This window comes from Iningainema tapete BLCC-T55, from assembly GCF_014698965.1.
Taxonomy (GTDB): domain Bacteria; phylum Cyanobacteriota; class Cyanobacteriia; order Cyanobacteriales; family Nostocaceae; genus Iningainema; species Iningainema tapete.
In genome coordinates this window covers 1-16,405 of record NZ_JACXAE010000060.1, presented here as the reverse complement: position 1 = coordinate 16,405, position 16,405 = coordinate 1, and the positions used below count along the sequence as shown (strand labels likewise).

General features: G+C 41.7%; 19 protein-coding genes. 11 read left to right on the top strand and 8 right to left on the bottom strand.

Annotated elements, in window-relative coordinates; genetic code table 11:
- Positions 1–15: 15 nt before the first annotated feature.
- Both ICL16_RS17160 and ICL16_RS17155 read right to left on the bottom strand, forming a co-directional pair.
- Positions 16–294 carry a type II toxin-antitoxin system RelE/ParE family toxin gene (locus ICL16_RS17160; protein ID WP_190829920.1) on the bottom strand — a complete coding sequence of 93 codons (279 nt, stop codon included), beginning with the start codon at positions 292–294 and terminating at the stop codon, positions 16–18.
- Positions 284–541 carry a CopG family ribbon-helix-helix protein gene (locus tag ICL16_RS17155; RefSeq protein ID WP_238360814.1) on the bottom strand — a complete coding sequence of 86 codons (258 nt, stop codon included), beginning with the start codon at positions 539–541 and terminating at the stop codon, positions 284–286. Before ICL16_RS17155 ends, ICL16_RS17160 begins: the two co-directional genes overlap by 11 nt.
- 146 nt (positions 542–687) lie before the next feature.
- Here ICL16_RS17155 and ICL16_RS17150 point away from each other — a divergent pair, with 146 nt between their 5' ends.
- Together ICL16_RS17150 and ICL16_RS17145 are read left to right on the top strand one after the other, a co-directional pair.
- A complete protein-coding gene (locus ICL16_RS17150; protein ID WP_190829918.1) occupies positions 688–918 on the top strand; it encodes an addiction module protein in 231 nt (76 codons plus the stop codon).
- Positions 915–1,226 (top strand): type II toxin-antitoxin system RelE/ParE family toxin, encoded by a 312-nt coding sequence (locus ICL16_RS17145; protein ID WP_190829916.1) that lies wholly within the window; start codon positions 915–917, stop codon positions 1,224–1,226. Before ICL16_RS17150 ends, ICL16_RS17145 begins: the two co-directional genes overlap by 4 nt.
- 205 nt (positions 1,227–1,431) lie before the next feature.
- Here the strand turns inward: ICL16_RS17145 and ICL16_RS17140 are convergent, their stop codons facing one another.
- From ICL16_RS17140 to ICL16_RS17130, 3 genes are all read right to left on the bottom strand, one after another.
- Entirely contained in the window at positions 1,432–4,020 is a 2,589-nt protein-coding gene (locus ICL16_RS17140) for a beta-propeller domain-containing protein (RefSeq protein ID WP_190829914.1), read from the bottom strand.
- A complete protein-coding gene (locus ICL16_RS17135) occupies positions 4,013–5,014 on the bottom strand; it encodes an ATP-binding protein (RefSeq protein ID WP_190829912.1) in 1,002 nt (333 codons plus the stop codon). The genes ICL16_RS17140 and ICL16_RS17135 overlap by 8 nt, the downstream gene beginning before the upstream one ends.
- Positions 5,015–5,224: 210 nt before the next feature.
- On the bottom strand, positions 5,225–5,650 hold the full coding sequence (locus tag ICL16_RS17130) for a hypothetical protein (RefSeq protein WP_190829909.1): 426 nt from the start codon (positions 5,648–5,650) through the stop codon (positions 5,225–5,227).
- Between the two features lie 936 nt (positions 5,651–6,586).
- On the opposite strand from ICL16_RS17130, the gene ICL16_RS17125 reads away from it, so the two are divergent.
- Both ICL16_RS17125 and ICL16_RS17120 read left to right on the top strand, forming a co-directional pair.
- Positions 6,587–6,811 carry a DUF433 domain-containing protein gene (locus ICL16_RS17125; RefSeq protein ID WP_190829907.1) on the top strand — a complete coding sequence of 75 codons (225 nt, stop codon included), beginning with the start codon at positions 6,587–6,589 and terminating at the stop codon, positions 6,809–6,811.
- On the top strand, positions 6,795–7,118 hold the full coding sequence (locus ICL16_RS17120; protein ID WP_190829905.1) for a DUF5615 family PIN-like protein: 324 nt from the start codon (positions 6,795–6,797) through the stop codon (positions 7,116–7,118). Before ICL16_RS17125 ends, ICL16_RS17120 begins: the two co-directional genes overlap by 17 nt.
- 7 nt (positions 7,119–7,125) lie before the next feature.
- On the opposite strand, the gene crtD is transcribed toward ICL16_RS17120, so the two are convergent.
- Positions 7,126–8,640: a C-3',4' desaturase CrtD gene (gene crtD, locus ICL16_RS17115; RefSeq protein ID WP_190830108.1), complete on the bottom strand. Its 1,515-nt coding sequence runs from the start codon at positions 8,638–8,640 to the stop codon at positions 7,126–7,128.
- Between the two features lie 94 nt (positions 8,641–8,734).
- Here crtD and ICL16_RS17110 point away from each other — a divergent pair, with 94 nt between their 5' ends.
- The 4 genes from ICL16_RS17110 to ICL16_RS17095 all read left to right on the top strand — a co-directional run bounded on the left by ICL16_RS17110 (position 8,735) and on the right by ICL16_RS17095 (position 11,704).
- Positions 8,735–10,021, top strand: a complete 1,287-nt coding sequence (locus ICL16_RS17110; RefSeq protein WP_190829903.1) for a M16 family metallopeptidase — start codon at positions 8,735–8,737, stop codon at positions 10,019–10,021.
- Between the two features lie 77 nt (positions 10,022–10,098).
- A complete protein-coding gene (locus ICL16_RS17105; RefSeq protein WP_190829900.1) occupies positions 10,099–11,034 on the top strand; it encodes a fructosamine kinase family protein in 936 nt (311 codons plus the stop codon).
- Positions 11,031–11,360: a hypothetical protein gene (locus ICL16_RS17100; RefSeq protein WP_190829898.1), complete on the top strand. Its 330-nt coding sequence runs from the start codon at positions 11,031–11,033 to the stop codon at positions 11,358–11,360. Before ICL16_RS17105 ends, ICL16_RS17100 begins: the two co-directional genes overlap by 4 nt.
- Positions 11,357–11,704, top strand: coding sequence for a Dethiobiotin synthetase (locus ICL16_RS17095; RefSeq protein ID WP_190829896.1), 348 nt, complete (start codon positions 11,357–11,359; stop codon positions 11,702–11,704). Before ICL16_RS17100 ends, ICL16_RS17095 begins: the two co-directional genes overlap by 4 nt.
- Here ICL16_RS17095 and ICL16_RS17090 read toward each other — a convergent pair.
- Entirely contained in the window at positions 11,701–12,297 is a 597-nt protein-coding gene (locus ICL16_RS17090) for a hypothetical protein (protein ID WP_190829893.1), read from the bottom strand. The genes ICL16_RS17095 and ICL16_RS17090 overlap by 4 nt on opposite strands.
- A 360-nt stretch (positions 12,298–12,657) precedes the next feature.
- Positions 12,658–12,957, bottom strand: a complete 300-nt coding sequence (locus tag ICL16_RS17085; RefSeq protein ID WP_190829891.1) for a TRADD-N-associated membrane domain-containing protein — start codon at positions 12,955–12,957, stop codon at positions 12,658–12,660.
- A 157-nt stretch (positions 12,958–13,114) separates the two neighbouring features.
- Between ICL16_RS17085 and ICL16_RS17080 the strand changes: the two genes are divergently transcribed.
- From ICL16_RS17080 to ICL16_RS17070, 3 genes are read left to right on the top strand one after another with little or no spacing between them, the layout of a single operon-like run.
- A complete protein-coding gene (locus ICL16_RS17080) occupies positions 13,115–14,317 on the top strand; it encodes a helix-turn-helix domain-containing protein (RefSeq protein WP_190829888.1) in 1,203 nt (400 codons plus the stop codon).
- Complete coding sequence (locus tag ICL16_RS17075; protein ID WP_190829886.1) at positions 14,314–15,285, top strand: AAA family ATPase; 972 nt, start codon at positions 14,314–14,316, stop codon at positions 15,283–15,285. The genes ICL16_RS17080 and ICL16_RS17075 overlap by 4 nt, the downstream gene beginning before the upstream one ends.
- Positions 15,285–16,337, top strand: coding sequence for a hypothetical protein (locus tag ICL16_RS17070; protein WP_190829884.1), 1,053 nt, complete (start codon positions 15,285–15,287; stop codon positions 16,335–16,337). Before ICL16_RS17075 ends, ICL16_RS17070 begins: the two co-directional genes overlap by 1 nt.
- The last annotated feature ends 68 nt before the right edge of the window (positions 16,338–16,405 follow it).

Sequence of the window (16,405 nt, the reverse complement as noted above, 5' to 3'; positions counted from 1 at the left end):
AGAAAATATCTTGGTTTAAGAAGGGTACTTCCGAGACGAATGCAAAACCCGGATGATAGTCACCGTCGTCGATGTTACCCGGTAAATCACGATATAAGGCGTTTGCAAAACAACCAGTTCCCTCGTCCCTTCAACCCGTCCAAGTCTGCCTATATGTGGGGAGTTCTCAAGCTGGGCAACAGCCGCCTGAATCTTTAACACAACGCGCACAGCCGCCGCCGGATGATCTCTGGCGATATAGTCATGCGCCTGCTCTACATTGCGAAGGGCTTTTTTCAACCATTTAATGGGCATTGGTTAGCTTTGCAAAAACAGCTTGAACCTCTTCATCGGTAGCATAATCCCCAGCGTCTGCTTCGGCAACACCTGCCTCAATCTCTGCTATCTGCCACTGGTAAACCTCAAGATAAAGGTCAATGGCTTCGTTTAGTACATACGTTCTATCACGATCAAGACCAGCCGCGATGGTATCCAAAATGACACGCTTTTCACTCTCAAGGCGGAAGGTAATGTTTTCTTTGCTCATACAATTCCTGACCATAGTTAAGCTCTCTCCCCTTAATATGCCTTGCAACGCAAGATCATGCAAGACAACGGGTATTCTCAACCCCCAATTCTCACATAGCGCGATCGCGCTTTAGTAGAGAAAAGGTATACTAAAAGCATTTGAAGAATATTTGTGTGACCATGCTATCCATAGAACAACTGATGCAGGAAGCATTGTCTTTACCAAGTGCATCAAGAGTACTCTTGGTAGAGAAACTAGTAGAGAGCCTTGAATTTGATATTGAGCCAGCAATTCAAGCAGCTTGGAATACTGAGGCAAAAAGACGAAGAGATGAAGTCCGAAGCGGAGAAGTTCAACCGATTCCAGGGGAAGAAGCTTTGACTCAGGTGAGGCGGTTGCTTGAGCAATGAAATTTGTATTTCACCCTGAAGCGCTCACTGAATATGCTGAAGCTGTCCAATACTATACGATGCAACGTGCTGAGCTAGCCCAAACGTTCATCAATGCAGTTGAGGATGCCGTCTATCGGATTAGAGAGTCGCCTACTCGTTGGCGTATAATTGAAGAGGACGTTCGCCGATGTCTAACACGAAAGTTTCCTTATGGAATTCTTTACACTATTGAGCAAGACTACATTCTCATTCTAGCTGTAATGCATTGTAGTCGAGAACCTGGATATTGGAAAAGTCGTAGAGAACACAAGCCCTCAGATACCTAACAAATTGCTGCACCGGACGGATGGCGATCTCCCGTATACTAAAGTTGTTCACCAAGAAAGAACTGAGAACATCTCCCCTTCTCAAGTTGAGACTAAATGAACACTTCATACTCAGGTTTTAAAGAAATATTCATTGGCTTGATACTTGTATGGGCTTTGCCTGCATTCTACAATTTTTTCGCCTCTGTTTGTCTTACAACTGTCTTTAAGGTAGCTCTAGCCGTAAGAAATGCACCTGACCAGAATGCTCACCTGCAACAATTGTTACTCCATCAGGCGCAACAGCACAGCAATATAGATTATCATCTGCCGTAAAACTGGCAATTACCTTGCCACTATCTAAATCCCAAACTTTGATGGTGTGATCCCATGAAGCGGAAACTACGTGCTTCCCATTAGGACTGATGGCAACTGAACACACCGTTGATGTATGTCCTGTAAGAATATCCTCTATATCTCCTGTCTGCAAATCCCAAACAATCAGAGTTTTATCACTTGAAGCGGAAACTATATTTTTTCCATCTGGGGTAATAGTGATCGCCTGTACCCAGTCACTATGACCTCTAAAAGTTTTGAGTTCTTTTCCTGACCACAAATCCCAGACTGTTAGAGTGTAATCTGAAGTTGTTACTACCTTTTGCCCATCAGGAGTGATAGCAACTGCGTATCCAGATGATAAGTCTTTAGCCAAATTTTTCAGTTCTTTTCCTGACCGTAAATCCAAGACAATGAGTTGACTTTCTCCTCTTGAAACGGCTAGTTGTCTATCAGGAGTGACGGCGACTGCTTTTACCGCAGTGTTATGTCCTTTGAAAACGTTTAATGGTAGTCCTGACTGTAAATCCCAAAGAATGATCTGTTCATCCTCTGAAGCGGAAACTGCCTGTTTACCATCAGGAGTGATAGCGACTGCCTTTACAGCTTTGGTATGAAATTTAAGAAGTTTCAGGGGAGTTCCTGATTGTAAGTCCCAAACTATGAGATTGTAATCGTCGGAAGCCGAAATTGCCATTTGTCCATTAGGAGTGATAGCTACTGCTTGCACAGAAAGCAAATGCCAAGTAGTTTTTTTCTGCCTTTCTCTTGATTGCAAATCCCAGATTCTAAGTTCATTGAATGAAGCTGAAACTGCAAGTTTACTATCAGGAGTGATGGCAACTGCTCTCACTTGCTCAGGATGCTTAGAGAAAGTTTTCCAGCGGTATGCTGTTCCTTGCTCTGAAATACCCCAAACAATTAGTTCTTGGTTAAATGAACCTGTAATTAACGTTTTCCCATTGGGAGCCATAGCAATTGAGGTTATTGAGTCGGTAGATTGGGTGAGAATTTGAAACACATTTCCTGTCTGCAAGTCCCAAATAATCAGGGTTTTATCACCTGAACCAGAAATTGCTTTTTGCCCATCAGGTGTAATAGCTACTGCTATTACCCATTTACTATGTCCAATAAGAGTTTTTAAGATATTTCCCGTCTGTAAATCCCAGATAATCAGGGTTGTATCGTCTGAAGCTGAAACAATATGTTTACCATCAGGAGTGATGGCAACTCCATTTACACCCTTGGTATGCCCAATGAGAGTTTTCAAGATATTTCCTGTCTGCAAATCCCAGATAATTAGGGATTTATCACCTGAAGCCGAGATTGCCTTCTGCCCATCGGGAGTTATGGCGACTGCATTTACTCGTTCGCTATGCCCCTTGAGAGTTTTTAAGATATTTCCTGTTTGCAAATTCCAGACAATTAGTGTATTGTCGTCTGAAGCAGTAACTACGTGTTTACCATTGGGAGTAATAGTTACTCCATTAACATAGCTAGTATGTCCAATAAGAGTTTTCAAAATATTCCCTGTCTGTAAATCCCAAACAGTCAGGATTTCATCGGTAGAAACAGAAATTATCTGTTTACCGTCAGGAGTAATAATTACTGCTTGGAAAGAATTTCTGATATCTCCTGTGAGAATACTCAATAATGCTCCCCCTGGTGGTGTTAGGTTGGGCGTCAAGGGACGCAGCCAGGGTGTGACATGAGACTTTTGCGCTTGTTCTAAAATTTTCAAAATTTCAGCATGTTTCTCTACATTTTGCTGCAATTTTATTTTACGCTTATTTCCAAATTTTATCTTTGTTTTTTTAATAGGTAAAAACCTACTAATCATTGTTACTGGTAAATTAACAAATATAATGAATAAATTCTGAGCTAATTGATGAAGGAGTGAAAAAATAATATTCCAAAGTAATATTCCTAAAGATATAGGTTTTTGAAGAATAGGTTCTTTTTTGCTTTTGATTTTCCTTTTAATCCAAGCTGGGCGATAGAAAAACCAACTGATAAGCTCCTGAGTTAGTTTGAGAAAGATTAAGAAAAGTAATATCGGTAATACTAGTACTACAGAAATGCCACCAATAAAATTACCAAACAGAGACGGAAACCAGAATAATGACTTTGGTACCGTAATTTCCTCGTCTACAAGGTTACAATGCATCAAACGTCCTAAAAGTTGCTCTGGTAGCTGTTTTGAATCATCTGCCAAAACATTTGCTGACAATCGAATAGAACCTTGAATCAATCTCAGACTTTCCTTCTTATCCTCAGGAATTTGGATGTCAGGCTGCAATGCCAAATCGTAATCTGTAATTAGCGGCTGTGGTGCTCCCGTGGAAACCTTATATTCAATAAACTCGAATTCAGTCATTAATTCGTACAAGTCATCTGCCATACTACTTATAGCTAAGTGATAGGGCAAATTCATGACATATTCTGCGTCTTCAGGTGACAGATTATCAAACTCATTCACGGCGATAGCGATTCTTCCACTTATTCAACTGGTCTTTGGCAATTAGCAAATGAACACCCGGAATTGTCAACCCAGTTTTCTCCAGAATGTCCTTACGATGCAAAAAATCCCGGAAACTCGCATGATACACGCTGTAGCGTCTTTGCTCGTTGATACGCAGGTCGTGTAAAAATTGTTCCCACTCGTTTAACACAGTCTGCACTATGCGGGCATCTTCCCCAGAAAAGTCACAAATCTGCTGCCGGGAAACAGGTTGTTTCACCTCTCCCAGAATATAGACAATCTTAATCTTGGCATCAGGTAGCGGAGTGGCAGTCATTCCCATACGTCGCCAGTGGAACTCGTAGTATCCCTGTAGACCTTGAGGGAAACTTTCGAGACTCAAGTCCTTGTACAGACCCTCTTCAATGTCTTGCAGTACATATCGCAAGTACATGAAGTTGTTCTCACTCTTATCGGTGATTTTGTTGGTAAATTCAACAATTGTCTCCTTTCGCTCTTTAATTCGCTGGCGCAGTTGTTCACTGCTATTGACACGGATCTGTATGTATTCCCGCACATCCCTCTGGCTATATGCTTGATAATCTAGCAGGTTGAAAAGCTGTACAGGTGCATAAGTCGTTAATGGCACTTCTACACCCCGCCGTCGTGTCATAATGAAGTAAACTTTTGTGGGCAAGTGGGGTGGCAGGTACAGGATATTGGCGTCCCTGTAGCTGGCTGAGTCAACCTCATCTAAAGCATCAATGGCAATCACTATAGGTTTACCATTTTTTCTTTGGGCAACCTGATCCAGCAGTTGACCTATGAACTCTCCATCTCGCGTTGCATTTGATGGTAAAAGGTTATAAGGGAGCTGGTAGCTGTCAATCAGTTGCTTGCAGACACTTTCCAAGAATTGGTCTGCCCGGTTTGGACCTTGCAATTGCACGTTGAAATGAGCAATGCACCCAGTATCCTGCACATACTTTGCCAGAATAGCACTTTTACCCATTCCAGGGTCGCCAATGATGCTAAAGTAACCGTTGGGCTGAGTGGAGATGAATTGGGCGATCGCCTCAAAAACATATTCACGCCCAACAAAATCCTTAGTTTTATCATCAATCAGTGCTTGGAACTTGTTGGGAACGCTTGAAAGCTGAGTCTGCTGTAAATCAGATTGTGGGGAATTTGACTTTACCCGATCCCATTCGGGCGACTGTAGTCAGTTGAATGTTATCGTGTGACCACTACCACCTTGAATTACTGGGGCATTGGTCTTGATAGCATTATTCTGTTCAGCTTCTCCACCATAAACATTCTGAAGATTCTGACCTTGAACCCCACTGCTGTTAATTTCTTGCTGAATCTCACGAGCAAGTTTTTCTATCTGTCTAGCAAACTCTGGTTCTTCGTTCATAACTACTTGTAAGTAAGCAGCAACCCGATCTAAGTCTGACTTAGAGCCTTTTTCAGCTGCCGCCAGAGCCGTTTCTGCCTTCAAGTTTCCGCGAAACTTGTCCCAAATCTTTTTCCGTAGCTCACTCATCTTAGCTAGGGCTACTTCCGTGAATTTTTCGATTGTCTTTTCAAAGGCTTTTGTTAAAGCGAGAGTTGCGATCGCTGCCGCTGTCAGTGTCGTTGGTTCCATAATTTAACAACAAAATCCGATATTACACTACTGTCTATATTTTTAACGTTATGCATGACATTTCCGGAAAATCCGAAAGCAATCCTCCTACAAAGCTTTTATATAAAATATTAATCACACTTCTCGCACTACTTTTTAGTTCTACTTCAACCTTTAATTATGAGTTTTAAAGGTAAGTATATTAAGTAATAAAAAGTGTAACGACTTGGTTTTATAACAAAATTAATTATTAATGTTTCAATTATTCTATAAAAGTTTCTATCGAATACTGATACCATTATTAAAAAAGGTAAAATCATCAAATAACCAATAATAGTAAGAAATCTAGAGCTATGTTTAGCCAAGGTACGAATTCTTACCTCATTTGCCGTCAAATTTTCCTTGTCTACCTCATCCAAAGCTTTGATATATAACCTATCAACAAACATCTTTCACCTATTTGAATTTGAATAAATTGATATAGGGCGTTCCCACTATCGCAACACTGTATCACTCCACTACATGTAGCCTAAAGGATTTTATGTTTTTAGCATTCCTGTATTAATATTCGCCTTAAGCCTGTACTGCACCATATGCAGGCTTTTTACAAACAAAATCAAGGCAAGCACCCTAAACAGCAACTTTCTTTGTATTTTTGTACTAATCTAATTATACCGATGCCATTTGATTAATTACTTGTTATTACTTAAACTTTACTAAGTTTTTATACTTCATAAGAAGAAAACTGCCTAATCAGGAACTATGCTAACCAGTAGAAGAAAGGTGTAACGGGATAAAGATAGCGTGAATTTGGGCGATGTAGTTATTCTAACTAAAAAGGAGTTCAAGGTTTAATTAGGGTTGTCTCCAGGCGATCGCACTTTGAGCAGGGTTAAATGAGAATAATCCTAAGCTAGGATCACTCTCAGTATTTGTCACCAATAAGCTTAAACTGCCATGACATCCCCATCGCGTGTTGTTCATAGCGACCCTGATATACTGGGGGGAACCCCTGTTTTTGTTGGTACGAGGGTGCCGATGAAAACTTTGCTTGACTATCTTGAAGCAGGTGATTCGCTTGATGAGTTTCTAGACCATTTTCCCAGTGTCAAACGCGAACAAGCGATCGCCGCCTTAGAATTAGCAAAGGAAATGCTGACTGCTTATGCGCATTCTACTTGATGAATGTGTTCCACGACCTCTTAAACGTGAACTCACTGACTATAAAGTACGAACAGTTGTGGAGATGGGATGGTTGGGTAAGAAGAATGGTGAACTACTGCAACTCATGATACAAGAAAGTTTCACTGTTTTATTAACAGCAGACCAAAATTTACGGTATCAGCAAAACTTGCAACAAGCTGGGGTTGCAGTAGTTGTTTTGATTGCATCCAGCAACCGCCTGAGCGCTTTGCTTCCACTGATGCCAAAGGTTCGCAATGTACTGGCGAGAATTGCTCCGGGTGAGGTTATTGAGGTTGAAGAGTAACAGCTTTCTAAAATTTCCCCGCCTCTATTTGCCTGACAACTGTTAGCGCCGAGTAACTCACACCTGCAGTACCTTCACCGGGATGGGTAGAATCACCAACTAGCCAGAGATGGTTAATAGGTGTACGATTGGCAAAACCAAAAGGACCAAAAGTGGGTATTCTTTGCCCAATACCACCAACAATACCCTGATCTCGTGCTGTGTAATGAGCAAAAGTGCGAGGTGTGGCTGCTTCCACATGAATGATGGTTTCTGGTTTCAGGTAAAAGAATTCAGCAAGATGAGCGATCGCTTCAAGTGTATACTTTTGTTTGAGTCCTTGATAATTTTCTGTATTCCACCACTGTTGAGGATCGACAAAAGAAGAAGCAATAATTGTTGCTTTCCCTGCCGGAGCACGCCCATCACCGGGATGACTAACAGAAACAAACAGGGAATTATTCTCTCCAACTGGACCATTAGGATTGTACATAAATTGGAGATGGGGTGGACATCCAAGAGGAATAGCGCTTTCATCTACACCCAAATACACTACAAACGCACCTGTTGCTGGTGGTAATTTTTCCACTCGCTGCTTATAACCAATCGGTGCTTTTTCTCCCAACAATTGTACTAGATTTTGTACAGTAACATTAGCAACCACATGGTCTGCTGATTCCGTCCACACTTCACCTGTTTTAGTATTACGAATTACTACCGCAGTTGCTTTGCCTTGTTCTACGTGAATATGTTCAACAGCGTGACGCATCAACAACTTACCACCATCTCTTTCCAAAGCAGAGACTAGGCGATCGCTCAATACCTGCATACTACCTTGTAAATGAAACAATCCATGCGGCAACTGTGATACACTCAAAGCTGTAGCTGCATAAAGTAGCGCTGTTTCCTCTGCACTCACTTGGGAATACAACTTGAGTTGCAGATCCAAAAACGTCCTCAACCGATTGTCATGCGCCAACTTATAGGCTCGCAAAGCATCCCCCACTGTAAACAAACTGTAGGGTACAGTAATTAGTGTATCACTCCGCACTGCCTTAGTTAATTGCCACAAATCCCACACATTACGCGGTGGTAGCACAGGATCGCGTCCTTGAAAATTCCAACTAGCTTGAAACAAAGTTGATATCAACTGCCAAAAAGGCTTACTGCCAGGAAACTGCTGACAACGTTCCTCATCCCACTTATCTGGATCGCGCCAAACATTAATCGGAGTCTTCTCTCCTGGTAAGTATACAGCACAAGCAGGGTCACAAGGCGTTGCTGCTGGCAAATCTATTTCTAATTCCGAGAAAATACGGTGATGAATACCTCCAGGTTCCAACCCTGCTACCTGAGTCGCTCCCACATCAAAGGTAAAACCCTTACGCTTGAAAGTAGAAGCACATCCTCCCGGAACAATAGCTTGATCCACAATTAAAACACTATAACCTCGACGGGCTAACAATGCTCCCGCCGTTAAACCACCAATTCCAGCACCAATAACAACAACACGAGATTTACCAGTGCCAACAGGATAAAGCATTGCTGACATATTTCTTAACATTTATCATCATAATTTTACAACACAAAACCAGAACTGCGATAATTTGATAATATAAGCTCACGCACAAGTAACAATGACTTCAACCCTGCTCAAATTTCCCAGTCTTCATGCTCCGGTGGTAAAATCCTTACCAAATGGTTTAACCATAGTCGCACAGCAGATGCCGATTGAAGCCGTTAACCTCAACTTGTGGGTTAAGGTAGGCTCAGCCGTGGAATCGGATGCAATTAACGGGATGACTCACTTCTTAGAGCACATGATATTTAAGGGAACTGAGTTACTACCAAGCGGTGAGTTTGAACGTCGAATCGAAGAGCGGGGTGCTGTGACTAATGCCGCTACAGGTCAAGACTATACTCATTTTTACATTACCACTGCTCCCAAGGATTTTGCTGATCTTGCGCCGATGCATATTAATTTGGTAAGGTCGGCAAGTATACGTGATGAAGGTTTTGAACGTGAGCGATTCGTGATTTTAGAAGAAATTAGACGCAGCTCTGATAATCCTAACCGCCGCACTTATCAACGGGCAATGGAAACGGCGTTTGATCGGTTACCATATAGACGTTCAGTATTAGGCCCAGAAGCAGTAATTTCTCAACTTCAAGCAGCACAAATGCGAGATTTTCACGCTACTTGGTATCAACCTCGATTCATGACTGCTGTGGCTGTAGGTAATTTGCCTGAGTCGGAGTTGATGGAAATTGTTACACAAGGATTTGAAAATACCACACCCGTTTCGGGTAGAGACGTTCCGGCGGAACGTCTCTACGATGTTCACCCAGAACCCGCGTTTACAGAAATAGTCCGTCAGGAATTTGTTGACGAAAGTTTAACTCAAGCACGGTTGGTGATGGTTTGGCGAGTACCGGGGTTAGAACGGCTACATCAAACTTATGCGCTAGATGTACTGGCAGGAATTTTAGGACACGGATGGACATCAAGGTTAGTTAGGGATTTACGAGAAGAACGAAAACTGGTTTCTCATATTTCCGTAAGTAATATCACGCAAGAATTACAAGGAATATTTTATATTTCAGCACAATGTGAAGCGGAAAACTTAGCAGTTGTAGAAGCACACATTGCCCAACATATCCGTTGTCTGCAAACAGAGTTGGCGACAGAAGCAGAAATCGCTCGCGTGCGCACACGAGAAGCTAATAGGTTTATTTTCGCTCATGAAACACCAAGCGATCGCGCCTCTCTATACGGCTACTACCAAACATTACTAGGAAACTTGGAAGGAGCGTTTAACTACCCAGCTTACATCCAAGCCCAAGAAGCAACCGACTTAATGCAAGCGGCACAAAATTATCTTTCCCCAGATGCTTACGGTGTTGTTGCAATCAAACCACATTAAACTAGAAGACTGGCTAATTGCTAATAGTTCATGGCAATTAACAATTAACAATTAACAAATAGCATTTCCCTAATTTTATGCTTTGGTCTGAAATTGATGCTCATATTAGCAAGGTTTGCGGCGAAAAATTCCAATCGCAAAAGCGGCATTCAGTTAGCGGTGGATGTATCAACCAGGGTTATGCGGTAAGTGATACACATAAAACTTATTTTGTCAAGCTTAATAATGCCTCTCAAGTAGCGATGTTTGAAGCAGAGGCGCTGGGTTTAAAGCAAATGCTGGCAACGGCTACCATCCGCGTTCCCAAACCTATATGCTACGGTGTGGCTGGTGATTCTGGCTATATAGTGTTGGAGTGGCTAGAAATGGGTGCGGGTAATACTAAATCTTGGGAAGAGATGGGGCGCAAGTTGGCAATGATGCACAAGTCTAACCCCCCTCAGTCCCCTACCCCCCTGCCTACGGCATCCCCCCGAAGTTCGGGGGGAATGAGGGGGGTGGGGGTGGGTTTTGGTTGGGACATAAATAATACCATTGGTAGTACACCCCAAATTAATACTTGGACAGCAGACTGGGCAGAATTTTACGCCAAGCATCGTCTGGGTTATCAATTCCAACTAGCAAGGCGACGGGGAGGTTCTTTTGCCCAAGAGCAAGAATTATTAGCGGCGATTCCGGAAATATTGACACATCAAACCCAACCTTCTTTGGTACATGGTGATTTGTGGAGTGGTAATGCTGGGTGTACAATATCGGGAGAACCAGTGATTTTCGATCCTGCTACTTATTATGGCGATCGCGAAGTTGATATCGCCATGAGTGAACTTTTCGGCAGCTTTCCCGCCGGATTTTATCGTGGTTATAACGAAGTCTGGCGTTTAGATGAAGGTTATGAGCAAAGAAAAACTCTATATAACTTGTATCATATTCTCAACCACTTTAATTTATTTGGTGGCGGATACCTATCACAAGCAAATCGGATGATTGCACAAATTTTGCAGATAAGAAGATGACTATAGCTAAACCTCACATTCAGCAAACCAATCCACCAGGTTCTCCCAGAAATACTCTACCCACGATGTATGATTTACCAAGTGAACATCCAGAGGAACCAGGTTTGCCCGACGAGTATCATTTATGGCAGGCAGAACTGCTAAGTTACACAATTAAACCTCCCACCTATCCCCCAGATAGAGTTTTCACTGCCATTGACTTGAATCTTTACGCTCAACAACAAATTGAACTTGAACGACAAGGAAAGGAATTAGCTCAACAAAGAGCAGAGCAATTATCTCAACGATTGCAGCAACTAGGCATTAACCCTGATGATGTAACATGAATTACGAAACAGCGTGCAAATACTTGATTGCTCAATCTAAAACAACTGAGGAAAACTCAGATGTTCTATTATTGCGCCTTACTCAGGGAAAACCACCAGTACCAGGTCAAATCACTTCTATTTTATTAGCTTTGAAGGTGGTGTTTGAAGAACTTAAAGATGCTAATACTATAGACAAAGAACTGGCTTATGCTTTATATTTGTTGAGCATGAGGACTCAACAGTTATTTGCAGCAGGGTATAAAGCAGGGGTTGATTGGCCCCCACTTTTGAAAGAAGATTTGCTCAGAATTGCGATCGCTACTGAGGGTGTCTTTTCTGGAAACTGGCAAAACTTACATTAACGGTTGCGCAATTCGGCTTCTAACTTATCTAAGTCAGATTTAAGCAAAACTGTCATTTGTCCGGTGAAGGCTTTACCTTGCCTTGGTTGTGCTACCTCTACCCAGTATACATAGCGATCGCCTACTCGTAACTCTCCCCGCAAAGCTTCCCGAATGGGAGTTTTAGCGAAACGAGCCGAGTTAATTGCACTCTGGTTGGGATACTGATATACTACCTCAGCCCGATTAAAGTCTTGATAAATATCTAACCCGTAAATTACCCGTAAAGATTCTTGCAGCCGCTCAAATGTCATGCCGTTAATGGCATCATACATGGCAATGCGTTCATTACGAATTCTACTACGGTCTTGTGAAAACTGCACCCTGCCTGGAGGCAACACCGATGCTTGAAAAGTGAATCGCTGGGCTGCGGTATCACTCTTTTGTACAAATAATTTCTCTCCTAGTCTAGGGGTAAGTGTGGGATGTGCTTTAATCCAAGTACCCACCTCCTCTGTAGTTTGCCCTGGTAAGGCATGAGCGGGAGAGTTAAAGACAAAAGGGATGAGAGAAAAAGGTAGGATTAAAAAGTTAAGCAGTGGTTTTTTTAGCATTTCTTTAATGGCTATCAGCCTGGGATTAAAATCCCAGGTAATGAAGCAGTCGTGCAAAAGGGAGTAATCTTAGTTTTCCCAATTGCTTTGCATTAATTAACGTTTACAGCTTTTACAAATCAGAAAATAGGACTTAAGTCCGCACCTTAAACCCACAATTTTTGTAGATACGTTACATGTAATACCAATTCTTCTTATAGTTGCCACACGTTTTCACCCCCCAACCCCCCTTAAAAGGGGGGCAAGAAGGGATCTTGTGTAGCCAGCTTTCAGAGAAATGGTATAACGTCTCTACAAGATGTCGTATTTAAAGAGGGTTGTAAAAACCGGATTTGGTATTACGCTGGCGAGACAGTTACGTCAGTCTTGAGTTATACTAGTAATCGCTGATTGTACTTCGTCTTCTTCCATCGCTTTGTCTAGGCGATCGTTCGCATCCTTAGCAAGCTTGGCAAAAGCCACATTGGAAACTAATCCTCCTGCGCTGGTCATAGTCCCAGAGGAAACCTGACCTGATAGTATAAGATATACTCCTGTAAAACTGACAGCCCCACTCAATACAGTTGCACCCAAGAATACGTTAAAGGCTAGTTTGGCTTGTCTAATGCGCTCCTTCAAGAAGCTGGTTTCTCGGTTAAAGTCATTATTTTGATTCAGCATGTCTTGTGCAAAAGCGGGATGAAATACTGAATTCCCGCTTGCTGACTATTGTCGAATAAGTAAAATCTGATATTGTGGATGATGGATGTTGATGATCTGCAACCTGTAAAAATTTTTCTAGAAGTATCTAGAAACCTGTAATTTCAAGCCTTTCACCTTGATTGTCTCGATTATACTAGGAATGCCCATCTTCCATGCAGAACTTGCCGATCATCCGCATTTTGATTTGGAGCGTATTAGCATTTTGAGTGTGTCAGAATCTAAACCGAAGAAGAATAAGAAGAGTTGTGTATTAACTGATAGTGGTAGAAAGAAGCTAAATCAAGCTTTGGGTAAACAATATTCAAAAGGCTATAAGATCGTAGAATTGGCAGAAGGCGCTGGTATAAATCGTGATACGATATCAAATATATTAAGTAAAGAGCCAAAACCTGTAACCTGGAAATGTCTTAATGAGTTATTTAGCTTCCTTGGCATTGATTTAGAGGAAAGTGACTTTGAGAATCCTCCAAAGAACCAAGTACTAATGGGTAGCCAAAATCCATCTCAGGTATTGCAAAAAAGCGACGACTTTATTCTCCTGACATCTAACAGTGAAAAACTCAAAAATGCTCTCTGGAAGCTAAACTACTTTAACCAGCAAAACTTATTCGACGACGCGATTAGCCAGGTTAAGCCAGCAGCAGCTTTTTTAATCCACGGCAAACCTAATTATGGGCAAAGTTGGTTAGTTAATCTACTTAAGTATAAGGTTCCTTACCATACAGATGCTTGGCAGAAGGGAATTTACATTAAGCCTCATCGCAAAGATATCCAAACTCTTTGGCAAAGTCTAGCTAATGAACTGAAAACCGATCCTTCAGCAGAAGCAGTAGTAAAAGAACTTTACCAGCACTGGCAAACAAGGACGGTAATTATAGCTCTCCATGATGTAGATTTGATTGCCGGAAGTTGTTTGCAACAGTTTATAAATGAGCTTTGGCAGCCTTTAGTGGCAAGGGTAAATGGTGTTCCTTTACCTCAAAGACGCCATCGAATTGTGCTATTTTTAGTTGACAATAAAAACTCGAAGTTGAAGTTAGAAACATCCATATCTTTGGGAGGTAAACCAGATAGAAATAAACCTCACATTCCCTTAGCGTTACAAGAAATAGAACCTTTTAACCAAGATTTGATAGAAACTTGGGTTGGAGTTCAATCTGAATTACTTTCGCAATTATGGGAGAGTTTAGAACCTATAGAAAAAGTTATGGGGGAGATAATAGAACGGGATAATCAGCCTATCTCTGTTTTGAAAGACATTTGTCAGTGTTTTGAGTTGAACTGGGAACAAGATATAGCCGGAAAGCTAGCATTATGAGTAACGTGCAATTAGAATATACAGGTGAGCAAAAATACCAGCCCAAGCCAAACGCAAGTACTGAGTTTGTCAAAGGAAAAGTGTATCCTTATTTACCTTGTAAAGACTTAGTTAAAGCTGTTAATTTGGCAATTTATCTTCAGCGTCCTCTGCTACTACAAGGGGAACCTGGGTGTGGAAAGACTTTACTTGCGCGTGCGATCGCTTATGAATTTGCTCAGCGTTTGAAAGTCGAAAACTATCCCTACTTTCCTTGGTATATTAAATCTACCACCCGTGCCAAAGATGGTTTGTATATCTACGATGCTGTTGGGCGCTTGCGTGATGCTCAATTAGTTGGCACAGATTATAAAACTTACTTAAGTGGAGAAGAAACAAAAAAACTGTTTGAGCGGCTCAAAGACCCTTATGCTTATATTAAATGGGGAGCTTTAGGAAACGCTTTTAAAGAAGAAAAACATCGTCCAATTGTCTTGATTGATGAAATAGACAAAGCTGATATTGACTTTCCTAACGACCTTTTGCTTGAATTAGAAGAACAAAGATTTGTAGTTACAGAAACTGGAAATACTATTGAAGCCAAGCAACCACCCATTGTGCTAATTACCAGCAACAGTGAAAAAGAATTACCTGACGCCTTTCTCAGACGCTGTATTTTTTACTATCTTGAATTTCCTAGTAAAGAAGATTTAATCAAGATTGTAAACGCTCACTTGGACAAGCAGTTGTCAACAGAATTAGTCAAAGCAGCAGTTGAGCAATTTATCGAACTGCGAGAGAATGGAGCTAGCAGAAGAGACGGTAAAAAAGCTAGTACTAGTGAATTACTCGACTGGCTACGTTGGCTGAAGCGTTATCCAGAACAAGAAGCCTTGGAGATTGTGAAAAACATTGCGGATCATCTTCCCCTACTGGGAGCTTTGCTCAAAACTAAAGAAGATCAAGATTACTACAAGAGGAAGAATTAGTGAATGAGCAAAAGCCACCTCTATTTGATCTGTTCATTGGGCTGCGAGAAGAAGCCGGACTACCTCTAACTATTGACCAGTATGACATGTTGTTGCAAGCTTTGGAGGGTGGATTTGGCATTGCCAGTCGTGAGGAGTTAAAGCAAATCTGCCGACTGCTGTGGATTAAATCAAAATCTTCGCTTCAAGCAGAACGATTTGAGCAATACTTTGAACAGTACTTTGAGCGCTTCGATTTTCAACCTGAAAAGGAAACACCACGTACCACGATACCAAGCAACACACCCGTAGGGGCGAAAAACCATTCGTCTCCACAACCTGATACACAAATTTTAGACACTCCACATCCATCTGTAGGAGGAGTTTCACAAATCCCCTCGGCGATGCGAGGAGAACTTCTTCCTGAACAACCTTTTAGAGAAAGTCGCTACCAATTGAGTGTCAGAGACTTTCCCGTAACTCGACGCCAAATCCAGCAAAATTGGCGTTACCTGCGCCGCCCCATTCGAGAAGGAGCATTAACGGAGGTAGATATAGAAGCTACTTTACAAAAAATTAGCCAAGATGGAGTTTTTCTGGAACCCGTGCTGATGAAAAGTCGGATTAATCGGGCAGAATTACTACTTTTGATAGATGCTTCTAATTCAATGGTTCCTTTTCATCTTTTGTCTCAGAGATTGGTTGATAATCTACAGGGGGGGCGTTTAGGCAAAGCTGATATTTACTACTTTCGCAATTGCCCCAGAGATTACTTATACCTCCATTCCCATCGTCCTGATGCCCTAGCTATTAATGACTTACTGCCGAAGTTGCATTGTCAGCGCACTGTTGTTTTAATTGTAAGTGATGGAGGTGCTGCTCGTGGTGGCATAAATCGCGATCGCATCAAACTGACAAGAGAATTTTTGGATAGGTTTACTCCTTATGTTCGTCATCTCGCGTGGCTAAACCCGATGCCAGAGGAGCGCTGGCAAGACACAACTGCCCAGGCAATTTCTCAACTAGTACAAATGTTTGAACTCAATTACCAAGGATTTAAAGCAGCCATTTAACTAAGTAATAAAATACTGGGATTAGCCAGGATATAATGGAGTAAATCAGACAATTACTCCATTCCCAA